Annotated in this window: 12 protein-coding genes; 7 read left to right on the top strand and 5 right to left on the bottom strand. The window is 34.2% G+C overall.

Annotation, left to right across the window (positions count from 1 at the left end):
* Positions 1 to 86 precede the first annotated feature (86 nt).
* From ACP5QL_RS05315 to ACP5QL_RS05300, 4 genes are all read left to right on the top strand, one after another.
* The gene (locus ACP5QL_RS05315; protein WP_012582778.1) at positions 87 to 1,112 is read left to right on the top strand and encodes a zinc-dependent alcohol dehydrogenase; all 1,026 of its coding nucleotides are present in this window, start codon (positions 87 to 89) and stop codon (positions 1,110 to 1,112) included.
* 14 nt (positions 1,113 to 1,126) lie between these two features.
* The gene (locus tag ACP5QL_RS05310) at positions 1,127 to 2,026 is read left to right on the top strand and encodes a sugar kinase (RefSeq protein ID WP_012582777.1); all 900 of its coding nucleotides are present in this window, start codon (positions 1,127 to 1,129) and stop codon (positions 2,024 to 2,026) included.
* A gap of 109 nt (positions 2,027 to 2,135) precedes the next feature.
* Positions 2,136 to 2,801, top strand: a complete 666-nt coding sequence (locus ACP5QL_RS05305; RefSeq protein WP_428125889.1) for a hypothetical protein — start codon at positions 2,136 to 2,138, stop codon at positions 2,799 to 2,801.
* A gap of 16 nt (positions 2,802 to 2,817) precedes the next feature.
* On the top strand, positions 2,818 to 3,246 hold the full coding sequence (locus ACP5QL_RS05300; protein WP_012582775.1) for a pyrimidine dimer DNA glycosylase/endonuclease V: 429 nt from the start codon (positions 2,818 to 2,820) through the stop codon (positions 3,244 to 3,246).
* On the opposite strand, the gene ACP5QL_RS05295 is transcribed toward ACP5QL_RS05300, so the two are convergent.
* The 5 genes from ACP5QL_RS05295 to ACP5QL_RS05275 all read right to left on the bottom strand — a co-directional run bounded on the left by ACP5QL_RS05295 (position 3,241) and on the right by ACP5QL_RS05275 (position 8,857).
* Positions 3,241 to 4,467, bottom strand: coding sequence for a class II D-tagatose-bisphosphate aldolase non-catalytic subunit (locus ACP5QL_RS05295; RefSeq protein WP_272995410.1), 1,227 nt, complete (start codon positions 4,465 to 4,467; stop codon positions 3,241 to 3,243). The two genes, ACP5QL_RS05300 and ACP5QL_RS05295, sit on opposite strands and share 6 nt — an antisense overlap.
* A 12-nt stretch (positions 4,468 to 4,479) precedes the next feature.
* Positions 4,480 to 5,805, bottom strand: coding sequence for an alpha-glucosidase/alpha-galactosidase (locus ACP5QL_RS05290; protein ID WP_272995412.1), 1,326 nt, complete (start codon positions 5,803 to 5,805; stop codon positions 4,480 to 4,482).
* Between the two features lie 24 nt (positions 5,806 to 5,829).
* Complete coding sequence (locus tag ACP5QL_RS05285; protein WP_012582772.1) at positions 5,830 to 6,636, bottom strand: carbohydrate ABC transporter permease; 807 nt, start codon at positions 6,634 to 6,636, stop codon at positions 5,830 to 5,832.
* A complete protein-coding gene (locus ACP5QL_RS05280; protein WP_428125882.1) occupies positions 6,629 to 7,519 on the bottom strand; it encodes a carbohydrate ABC transporter permease in 891 nt (296 codons plus the stop codon). Before ACP5QL_RS05280 ends, ACP5QL_RS05285 begins: the two co-directional genes overlap by 8 nt.
* Before the next feature lie 63 nt (positions 7,520 to 7,582).
* Entirely contained in the window at positions 7,583 to 8,857 is a 1,275-nt protein-coding gene (locus ACP5QL_RS05275; RefSeq protein WP_428125879.1) for an ABC transporter substrate-binding protein, read from the bottom strand.
* A gap of 219 nt (positions 8,858 to 9,076) precedes the next feature.
* On the opposite strand from ACP5QL_RS05275, the gene ACP5QL_RS05270 reads away from it, so the two are divergent.
* The 3 genes from ACP5QL_RS05270 to ACP5QL_RS05260 all read left to right on the top strand — a co-directional run.
* The gene (locus ACP5QL_RS05270) at positions 9,077 to 9,835 is read left to right on the top strand and encodes a DeoR/GlpR family DNA-binding transcription regulator (RefSeq protein ID WP_428125877.1); all 759 of its coding nucleotides are present in this window, start codon (positions 9,077 to 9,079) and stop codon (positions 9,833 to 9,835) included.
* 11 nt (positions 9,836 to 9,846) lie between these two features.
* Complete coding sequence (locus ACP5QL_RS05265) at positions 9,847 to 10,836, top strand: SIS domain-containing protein (RefSeq protein WP_428125874.1); 990 nt, start codon at positions 9,847 to 9,849, stop codon at positions 10,834 to 10,836.
* Positions 10,837 to 10,849: 13 nt separating this feature from the next.
* Positions 10,850 to 12,060 (top strand): ABC transporter substrate-binding protein (locus ACP5QL_RS05260; RefSeq protein WP_428125872.1); only part of this gene is annotated, 1,211 nt, incomplete at its 3' end.

Genomic DNA, 12,060 nt, shown 5'->3' with positions numbered 1-12,060 from the left:
TTTCTACAATCTATTTTATTATACCTCTTGAAATAAAAGGAACCTTTGTAATAATCTTAAATAAATAATTTTTAGGGGGATACGGTATGAAAAATATGGGATGGCTTCTTAAAGATATAAAAAAGCTTGAACTTATTGAAACACCCTTAGAAAAACCAAAAGAGAATGATGTTCTTCTTGAGGTCATTTATGCAGGAATTTGTGGATCTGACCTTCATGCCTATTTAGGAGAACACCCCTTTGTAAAACCTGGAATAGTTTTGGGACACGAATTTGTAGGAAAAGTAATTGAAAAAGGAGAAAATGTGAGAAATGTAGATTTAAACGATGTTGTAGTAATTGAGCCAAGTTTAACCTGTGGAATATGTTATAACTGTACCCATGGAAGATATAATATATGCAAAAATCTAGATGTTATAGGATGTACAAAGACCAATGGTGGATTTCAAAAGTATATAAAAATACCTTCCCATAAAGTGTACAAAGTAAATGAGGTTCCCTTAAAAAGGGCAGTACTTACCGAGCCTCTTGCGGTTGCGGTGCATGGAGTAAGAAGATCAAGTTTTAAACCAGGAGATGAAGTTCTTGTAATAGGAAGTGGTCCTATTGGACTTCTTACTACGATATTTTTATATCTCTCCTCTGCAAAAAAGATTGTCCTTGTTGATGTCCTTGACAAAAGGCTAAATCTTGCAAAAAATTTATGCCCTGGAATAATCACTGTAAAACCAGAGAATTTAAATCTTTCCCTCTTTACTCAAGAAGGTCCTGACTTGGTATTTGAATGCGTAGGAGTAGATCAAACCATAAACCTAGCAATTGAATACGCAAGAAAAGGAACCGATATTATCCTTATGGGAGTCCCAAAAGAGATCTCTATGGCTAAGCTTATATATATTCAGGATAGAGAATTGAATCTCAAAGGATCCTTAATGTATACAAAGGATGATTATCTTATTGCTCTTGAATTACTAAGAAAAAATCAAGTAAACTATGAAGCTCTGATAACCCATATTTATCCCTTTGATAAAGTCCCTCAAGCATTTGAAGATATCTTAAATTATAAAGATCAATATTTTAAAGTGATAATTGATGTTAAGGGAGAAAACTAAAGGGGTAAAAAATTATGGAATTAGATGTGTTAACCATAGGTGAAATTCTTGTAGAGATAATGGCAAAAAAAATTGATCAAGATTTTTTACATCCCGGAGAGTTTTTAGGACCATATCCAAGTGGTGCTCCTGCAATTTTTATTGATCAAATAGTAAAATTAGGACTTAAAGGTGGAATCTTAGGATGCATCGGAGAAGATGACTTTGGCAGAAATGTTTTTGAAAGATTGAAAAAGGATGGTGTAGAAGTTGGATTAATAAAGAAAACCCAGGAATATATTACTGGAATTGCCTTTGTAACTTACTTTTCCAATGGAGAAAGAAAATTTATTTTTCATCTACCTCACTCTGCTGCAAGCTGTATTTATCCAGAAGATATAACAGAAGATTTAATAAAGAATATAAAAGCCCTACACATAATGGGATGCTCTTTGGCGATAAAGGATAATGTAAAAGAAGCTATACACAAAGCTGTAAATCTTGCCTATGAATATGGCAAATTAATAAGCTTTGATCCCAATATAAGAGTAGAGCTTGGACTTTCGAAAGAATACTTAGAAACCATCAAAAACATAGCATCAAAATCAAAAATCATTCTCTCGGGAGAAAGAGAACTATCCATAATTGGAGAGGTAAACAAAGAGGAAAAAATTATTGTAATTAAAAAAGGAAAACATGGAGCAGAGGCATATTATAAAGACAAAGTATACAAAGTGGCTCCCATAGAAGTGGAAGAGGTTGATCCAACAGGAGCAGGAGATTGTTTTGATGCTGGATTTGTAGCAAGCATACTTCAGGGTTATACCATTGAAGATGCATTAAAAAGAGCAAACATAATAGGAGCTTTAAGTGTAACCAAAAGAGGTCCTATGGAGGGTGTTGTTGATAAAAAGACATTAGACATGATAAGATAAAACCAAGGAGGAATTTATTAAATGGCAATACCAAAAGAAGAATTATATCCTATTGTAAGAGAGAGTTCTTCAGGAGCTTGAAGTAAGAATTCCTATTCATAAAGAAATTGTGGATCTAAAATCTGCAGTAGAGAGACTTATCTCTGCTCAAGAAAAAACCGAAGAGAGGATTGAGGAGCTTGTTCAGGCACAAAGAAGAACTGAAGAGAGACTGGAAGCTCTAACAGAAGCTCAGAGAAAATCCGAAGAGAGAATAGCTAGGTTAGAAACCGCCGTTGAGGCTCTAACGGAAGCCCAGAGAAAGACTGAAGAGGAAATCAGAGAGCTTACTTTAGCCATGAAAAATATGCAGAAACAAATAAATGGAATAGCAAAGGAATTAGGAGAACTATCCCATAGTATTGATTTCCAACTTGAGGATAGAACCTATAGATCTCTTCCTTACCTTTTAAAAAGAGATTTTGGAATTGAGGTAAAAGAAAGACTCATCAGAAAGTTTATAAAGAACAAAAAGGGAGAACCTATGGAGATAAATATTTTAGGGAAGGGAGAAAGGGATGGAAAAGAGATATTTATAGTGGGAGAGGCAAAAGCAAATCTTTCCTTAAGGCATATAATTGACTTTATAGACAGGCTAAAGGATATTAGAGAGGTAATAGAAGGAGAAATCTTTCCCATCATAGTCACATATATGACAGAACCAGAAACAGAAGAATTTGCAAAAAGTAAAGGAATAACAATCTATTATTCTTACGACTTTGAATATATTTATTAAAATTAATGAAACTTAAATGCGTTTATGGTCTATACATCCTAAATATTTAGATACTAAAGGGCTTTTAGCAGTTTGGAGAGAGGGACTACTTGCCAAAAAAGTATTAGAAGGAAGGACTAAAGGCTATAGAAATCATCCCCAGTTAGAAAGATTTAAAAAAACAGAAGATCCAGTACTTTATATTAATGCCTATCTTTTTCAAATTTTCTTAGAAGCTAAAAGAAGAGGCTATAACTTTGACAAAAAGAAAATTGTAGAGGTAGAGATAACAGATAAAATCCCTGTCTCAAAAGGACAAATATATTATGAATTTCAACATCTATTAAAAAAGCTTATAATAAGAGATATAAAAAAATATAAAGAGATAAAAAATACAAAGAAAATTGAAGTACATCCTATATTTAAAGTTATAGCAGGCGATATAGAGCCTTGGGAACGATTATAAGTTTATAGCATAGCTATAATCCTCCAAAACTCTTTTTATCTCTTTTTTTATAAGTTCTCTTGGATCATTCTTCATTTTTCCTTCTCTCACATCAAAATATGAATCATAAAAATATTGATATATAAACTTAATATCAACACCCTCTGAAAAATTTTCAAAAAGCTTGTTTAAAACCATTTTTACATCCTCATACTCCCAATAATACCTAATTCTATCCAATAAGTTATACCAAATGTCTAATTCTAACCTCTTCGAATCCTTATAATACTTTCTCCAATATCTATCATACCTTAGCATTGTCTCAAGTATGACTCTCTTTATATTAGATCTTTCCCTTTCAGGTATAATTTCATCCTCAATATTACTAAGCAAGAAAACTCCTCTTCTAAAGGCTGCAGTTAAAGCAGGACCCACCTTCAGAATTCTTACTCCATCTTCTACCATATTTCTTAATGCATATCTTGCTTGGTAATCGGTAGAATGACCCTCTACAAATAAGTCTTCTCTTTTCACCTCTTCCAATATACCTCTCACTTTATCCCTATCATATTCAAATACTTTATCATAACTAAATCCTATACCAAGCATTATTACAAAACCTACTACTCTATCCCATATATTAGGGACATCATTAAAATATTTCTTTAATGAGGAGATTGCAGATCTAAAATCCTCTACAGAAGTTACTCCTTCTTCTTCACCACCTCCTGCTATAGGCACATCAGTTCCTACCACATATACAGGCTGAAAATTATATTTTCTTGCAGTCTCTTCGGCAATTTCAAAAAGCTCTCTTGTTCTTTCTGCTATTTTTTCATAAGGAAGCACTTTAGGATCATCGGAAAGAGGCATACTACAATCAATATGTATCTTCTTATAGCCACTTTCCACGAAAGCCCTGATAAGATCCTTCGCCTTATTCATTGCTGTTGGTGAAGGTTCATCTTGCCAAGGAAGGGGACCTAAATGATCCCCCCCAAGAATTATCTTATCTTCTTCCAAACCCTTTTCCTTTGCTATCTTCATTACAAAATTTTTAAAATCTTCAGGAGTCATTCCTGAATATCCACCAAACTGATTCACTTGATGAGGAGTTGCTTCAATCAGGATATAATCACCTTTTTCCTTAGCAAATTCAATACTTGCCTCAATCACATAAGAATTAGAACTGCATATAGAATAAACTCCCTTTTTCCTAAGGTAATCTTTGCTTAGCCACATATGCCTTCTCACCTACTTTCTAAAAAGATCTTTTAAATACTCTTCATGAGCCTTTAATAATTCTTCCACCATCATATGGATTTTTTCTGGAGAAAGCAAAGAGGAAGCTAAGGGGTCTAAAAGAGCAGCATAATGGATGTAATCTTTATCCCCTTCTATGGCACCTTTTACTGCAAGCCTCTGAACATTTATATGAGAGAGATTTAAACTTGCAAGTTGATCAGGTAGATATCCTATTTTTAATGGAGAAACTCCATTTCTATCTACGTAGCATGGAACTTCTACCATACAATCCATAGGCAAATTATCTATAATCCCATCATTTCTAACAATACTGTAAACAAGCTTTGAATTATTTGTCTCTATTCCATGTATAATTTGAATAGCATATTCCTTTGAAGTATCATCATCTTCGTCCCCATAATGTTCTTTCACTACCCCATATGCCTCCTTATTTCCTCTTAAATAATAGTCTCTAAAGGCATCAAAAACCTTCTCATTTTCTTCTACCCTTCTTATATATTCCCTTATGGGAATATTAAGTTTTTTAACTAACTCTTCATCCTTAATAAAGTATGGAACATACTCTGCATTGTGTTCTGAAGACTCGGTCACGAAATAATGAAACATTCTTAGTATCTCAAATCTTACAGGATCCTTCTCCCATATTTCCTTCTTTTCCATAGCCTTAAATAAAAGGGGATAAAGGTCTTCCCCATTTCTTTCAAAGACCAAAACCCAAGCCATATGGTTAATACCTGCTACTTTGTAATTTACTTCCTTAGAAGGAACTCCCACATAACTTGAAATTTGCTCAATAGTATAGGGTATGGAGTGGCATAAGCCCACTGTGTCAATCTCAGAGATATCATTAATATACCACTGATTCATGGACATAGGATTTGTAAAGTTTAAAAGTAAGGCGGAAGGAGCATATTCTTCTATATTCCGAGTAAGCTCTCTTAAAAATGGCGCTGTTCTCAAAAATCTCATTATTCCACCAATTCCATGGGTATCCCCAATGGTCTGTTTTAAGCCATACTTTTCAGGTATATCAAAATCCACATAAGTAGCAGATTTTCCACCAATTTGGACAGTATTTATCACATACTTAGAATTCTCAATAGCAGATTTTAAATCCATATAACCTTTAATATTCCAGTTTTTATTTTTCTTTTCTTTTATCTCCTCTGCTATCTTTTTTGCAACTTCTAACCTCTCAGGATCAATATCCATAAGAGCTATCTCTGTTTCATCAAACTCAGAAAATAATGCCAAGTCCCTCAAAAGATTTCTGGTAAATACTACACTTCCTGCTCCAATAAAACTAATCTTCATTCATTCACACCTCCATACTTTAAATTATTTAAGCCCACTAAAGGCTATTCCTTCTACAAAACTTTTCTGAGTAAAGAGGAAAAGAATTATAGGTGGAAGAGAAGCAATAACTCCACCTGCCATAATTACTCCCCAATTACTAAAATATTGCCCCTGAAGAAGCGCTATTGCTATGGGTAAAGTTCTCTTTTCGGGAGATGTTATAACAATTAGAGGCCAAAGGAATAAATTCCAACCATAAATAAAAACTAAGAGTCCAAAGGACAAAGTAATAGGCTTTGATAGAGGCATCATAATCTTCCAAAATATATCCCACATATTAGCTCCGTCTACTATTGCAGCCTCCTCCATCTCAATAGGCATGGACAAAAAGTGCTGCCTATAGAGGAAAATGCCAAACTCACTAAATATCTCAAGAAGGATCACTCCAATCAAGGTATTAACAAGGGACAAATTTTTCAAGATCAAATACCTGGGAATTAACAAGACAATTCCAGGAAGCATTATTACCGAAAGAAAAATCAAAAAAATCACATTTTTAAGAGGAAAATAAAGCCTTGCAAAGGCATAACCCGCAAGAGAACAGAGAATAATCTGAGAAAACACAAGGCTTAAAGTAACCATAAGAGAGTTTAAAAAGTATCTTCCAAAATCAAGCTTTATAAATATTTCTTTATAATTATTAATTATAGGATTTAAAGGAAAAAGATGAGGAGGCACCGCAGATGCCTCTTCAATAGTTTCAAAAGAAACCACCAACATAAACCAATAGGGGATAAACATAATTAAAGCACCAATAATGAGCAGGAGGGCTATGATTTTATTACTCATAGTATACCCATCTCCTTTGGAGATTAAACTGAATTATAGTTAAGATTAAAAGAATAAAGTAAAGAATCCAAGATAGAGCAGTTCCATATCCCATTCGGAACCAATTAAAACCATTACGATAGATATAATAGACAAGGGTATAAGTAGAGTATCCAGGTCCTCCCCTTGTCATAATAAAAACACTTTCAAACATCTGCACTGAACTAATAATCTGCATTATAAGTACAAAAAAGATGATGGGAGTCATAAGGGGAAGAGTAATATGAATTAACATATCTTTTTTAGTTGCTCCATCGAGGGATGCTGCCTCGTAATAGGTAAACGGAATATTTTGAAGTCCTGCAAGGAAAAGAATAATATTATAACTTAAACTACCCCATATACCTACAATAGCAAGAGAAAATAGTGCAATCTTAGGATCTGTTAGCCAGTATATCTTTTTTACCCCTAAAAATCCTAATATAGTATTTAAGAGTCCATACTCTGGATTGAAAAACCAAAGCCATACAAAATTAATAGCAACGGAAGAGGTCACTGTAGGAATGAAATAAAAAACCCTTAAAAATCTAAAAAATTTAGTATTCCTATTTAAACCAACCGCAATAAGAAAACTCAAAATTACTGCTGTAGGTACCACATATAGAGCATATAAAAAAGAATTCTTCAATGATATCCAAAAAACCTTATCTTGAAAAATCTTTTTAAAGTTTTCTAATCCTATATATTGAGGCTCTGAAATGGCGTCATATTTAGAAAGGGCAAGCTTAAAGGAAATTCCAAAAGGTATATAGTAAGCAAGAAGGGCAAAAACTAAAGAAAAAACTATAAAGACAAAAAAATAAATTGCCTGTTTGTACTTAGGTATTCCTCCAAGAACCCTCATTTTCTATAACCTCCACCTTAAAAAGGGAAGAGACCTTTATAGCCCCTTCCCCAAAAAATCAATTTATTGAGAGGCCTTTTCAATAATCCCATTAATTTCTTCTGTGGCTTGTTTCAAACCTTCTTCTACTCCTAATCTCCCTGCTATAATCTCAACTATATAATAAGTCTCCCATCTGTCAAACCACTCGCTAGATCCCCTTGTTTGAGGCCATGGATTGGTGTACTTCACCGAATCTATAAACACCTTTGCATCTTTTTCCTTTCCAAATCTCTTAAAACTCTGCATCCACAAGGTATCGGTATCCCTATATGCAGGAATTACAGTACCAGACTTTCCAAGAATCTCTGCTGCCTCTTTGCTCGCCATCCACTTTACAAAAGTCCATGCAGCATCCAAATTCTTCGTCTTACTCCAGATAACATTACCCAAGGAGTCAGAAATATTTGCCCTCTTTCCTGTCCTTGATTTTGGAATCATGACAACCCCAAAGTTAAAAGATTTAATATTTTCAGCATAATATCCTAACATCCAAGATCCGCTAAAGTTAATAGCACTCTTCCCTGCAATAAATAGATCTCCACTGGTTACTCCTGGCTTTGGAGCATAACCTTTTTCCGTTAACTCCCTCGCAAAACTTAATGCCTCCTTAACTTGAGGACTATCAAAAACTACTTTTCCATCCTTAACTAAATCTCCACCAAGAGATAAAATCATGGGGAATAAGAAAGCTTGCGAAACTGATAGCGGACCTCCATCTACTGTAATCCCATACCTTACTATATTCCCTTTGGCATCTTTCTTAGTTAGCTTCTCAACTGCCTTCTTTAAATCTTCCCAAGTCCAATTCCCATCAGGATATTTAAGTTTTGCCTCATCAAAGGCTTTCTTATTGTAAAACATCCCTATAGTATCATAGTCTCTGGGCAGAGAATAATATTTGCCCTCAAAATTATGTAGCTTTAAAACTCCTGATGGATATACACTCAAATCCAGATTGTCTTTTTTTATGAATGGAGTAATATCTACCAATGCATTTCTCGCTACATAATCGGGTAAATAAAAACCTGTATCCATAGTAAAAACGTCCCAACAATCTCCCCCTGCCATCATGGTTTGAAGCTTTGTCCAATAATCTTCCCAAGGTACATGCTCAAGCTTCACTTTTATGTTGGGATACCTCTTTTCAAAAGTAGAAATTTGAGCCTTTATACCATCTAATTGCTCACTCATCCATACACCATATCTAATAGTTACTGTCTTTTGTCCTGAAGCCATCATTAAAAGGACCAAAAGGGAAACCACTAAAAGACTAAGAAGCTTTTTCAATGAAGACACCTACCTTAACTTTTTAGTGCTATTATATCATTTATAATCAAAGTTTACAATAAAAATGATTAAAAAAGATCAATTTTAAAATTTAACGATCTAATTTTGTAGATATGGCAAAATTAAGCTTTAAAGGAAGAATAATAAAATTCACCCCCCCCTCTTTACATCCCTAAAATATCTGTTATAATAATAAAAAATTCAAATATTGATTTAAAATAAACGAAAATGAAAGAATATAGATTTGAGAGGGTTTTAAAACTAATAAGAGAAAAAGGTTATCTTACAGTACAAGAGATAGCAAAAGAATTATCTATTTCAGAAATCACCGTAAGGAGAGACTTAAACTTTTTGGAAAAACAAGGACTTATAAAAAGAGTAAGAGGCGGAGCAACAGCAACAAGTATTTCTTCAGAGAATTCCTTTTTCTTAAGACTTGAAGAAAACAAAGAAATCAAAAAAGAAATAGCCAAAAAAGCTCTATCCCTTTTAAAAGATGGCTCTATCATTGCCATGAGTGGTGGATCTACCATATATTACATGGTACAAGCCTTAGATCAAAGTCCTATTACTAATTTAACCATTTTAACTAACTCTATCACCACTGCTTGGGCAGTAATAAATTTAAGGAAAAATTTCAGATTGATCCATTCAGGAGGAACCACAAAAGAAAAATCCCTTGAGTGCATAGGAGGACATGTGATTAAATTCTTCCAAGAGATAGGGAAAATAGACTACTACTTTTTTGGGGCTAACGGGGTAGATATTAAAAATGGTATCACCTTCTTTGATATGGAAGAGGCAGAAGTAGCAAAAACCATAATCTCAAAAGCTGAAAAGAAAGTACTTGTTGCGGATAGTTCAAAATTTAATTTATCGGTACCTTTTAAAGTATGCAATTTTGATGACTTAGATTACATAGTTTCCGATTCTATACCTGAAGAGTTCAAAAAAATCCCTGAATGGAGTCAAAAATTTGTTGTTTAGGAGGTTTGTTTATGTATATCGTAGAAAAGGAAATAAAAGAACAAATCACAGATCTTCCAAGGGTTTTTGATTATGTTAAGAATTACTTAAAAAGTAATAATCTTCCTGAATTTATCTTAAATTCCGACATTATATATTTTATAGGTTGTGGAACTTCTTTATACTTAAGCCTTTCGGGAAGTAGATTTTTCACCTTTAAAACTAACATGGAAACAAAAGCTCTTCCCGGAGGAGAGATATGGTTTTCTCCAAAGGAAAATATAGGAGATTTCAAAAACTTAAGAAGATCTGCCATATTAATATCTCGCTCTGGAGAATCTACCGAAGTAGTTAAGGCAGGAGAAAAATTTAAAGAGTATGGAATTCCAACCCTTGGTATCACCTTAGAGGAAGAAAGCTCTTTAGTAAAAATATCTCAAAATTCCATTGTTCTGCCCATAAAAGAGGACGCTATTGTTATGACAAAATCCTTCTCCTCTATGCTTCTTACCATAGAGATGATAGCAAGTTTTGTTAGAGGAGAAGATTTAAGCATATACAAAGATCTACTAAATGAAATTGAAAAGATAATAAATACTGCCAATGAATTATCTTCAAACTATACCCATTATAACCACTACATATTCTTAGGACTTGGAGCAGAGGAAGGTATTGCCAGAGAATCTGCCCTAAAGTTGGAAGAAATGTCGCTTTCAAAGATAGAAGCTTATTCTACTTTTGAATATAGACATGGTCCCAAATCTCTTCTTGAAAAGGGCTTTTTAGTTTCTATATATACAAAAGGAATTCAGGCTGAAGAACCGTTAGTCGATGAACTAAAAAGCTATGGGGCAGAAGTAATAACCATAGGTGGAAAGGGATCTGACTTTTACATTTCCGATCTTCCCGAAAGCCTTTTCTTAAAAGTCATATGGGGACAAATATTAGGTCTAAATATTGCTAAAAGTAAAAACATAAATGTAGAGAGCCCAAGGAATTTGAGTAAAGTAGTCAAGTTTTGAAGGGGGTTTGAAAATGAAAAAGTTCTTAATTTTTAGCTTTTTGATTATCCTATTGTCTCTTTCAGCTCTTGGACAGAGCAAAATCCAAATTACTTACATGAGATGGGGAGATATAAGGGAAATTGAAGTAGAGAGAAAAATCGTTGACGCCTTTAATCAGTCCCAAAATAAAATATTTGTTAATTTAGAATCTACTGCCTGGGGAGCTTATTGGCAACAACTACAAAACCGAATTGCAGCTGGAAATGCACCAGATGTGATCTTAATGGATGGAGCTTATTTCATAGACTTAGCCTCAAAGGGAGTGTTCAAAGATATAACCGAATGGATAAGGAGAGATATAAATATTAAGAATTATTATTACGATCCGGAAGTTTGTGAATGGGATGGAAAGATTTACGCTATGATAAGGGATATCACCTTAGGCGGTATAATGTTCTACAACAAAGATATTTTTGATAAGTATAAGATTAAATATCCTGACTGGTCTTGGGATTGGAATAAATGGATTGAGGCAGCTCAAAAATTAACTATAGATGAAAATAAAGATGGTACTCCTGAAATCTGGGGAACTTACGTCCCTACTTGGGGTGAGGGTGGACTCTATCCTATCATTTGGAGCGCAGGAGGTACTGTACTCTCTAAGGATAAAAAATCCTGCACCATCTACTCTAACCCTAAATCCCTTGAGGGTCTTAAATTTATGTATGAACTAAGATATAAATATAAGGTCTGTCCCTCTGAGTCCTTCATGCAGGGACTCTCCGATCCTTTCATGACTGGAAACTTCGCAACTACACTGGGAATATCTTCTTTCATTGTTAGCTATAGAAAACTACCTTTCCGTTGGGGTATCGCTCCTATACCTTCAGGACCTGCTGGAAGATTTATGTCCGCTAACCAACTTTCCCTCGCTATCTACTCTAAGTCTAAATATCCAGAGGCTTCTTGGGAATTCATTAAGTTCGCTACTGGACCTAAAGGGCAGGAAATTATGGGAAAAGAACATCAGGCTATACCCGCTCTTAAATTGAAAACCCGAGTATATTTCGACGATCCTAACATTAAATCCGCTCTCACTATCTTCTCTCTATATGAAAAGGGACAACTCAAATCTCTTGAATTTACTCCTTCTTGGTTAGAATGGAATAATATGCTTGAAACTACCCTCGGCTATGCTTGGCAAGGAAAGGTTGATATTGAAAAGGCTGCTAAAACCGCTGA

This window comes from Dictyoglomus sp., from assembly GCF_049968615.1.
GTDB lineage: Bacteria > Dictyoglomota > Dictyoglomia > Dictyoglomales > Dictyoglomaceae > Dictyoglomus > Dictyoglomus turgidum.
This window is presented reverse-complemented; position numbering and strand designations above follow the sequence as displayed.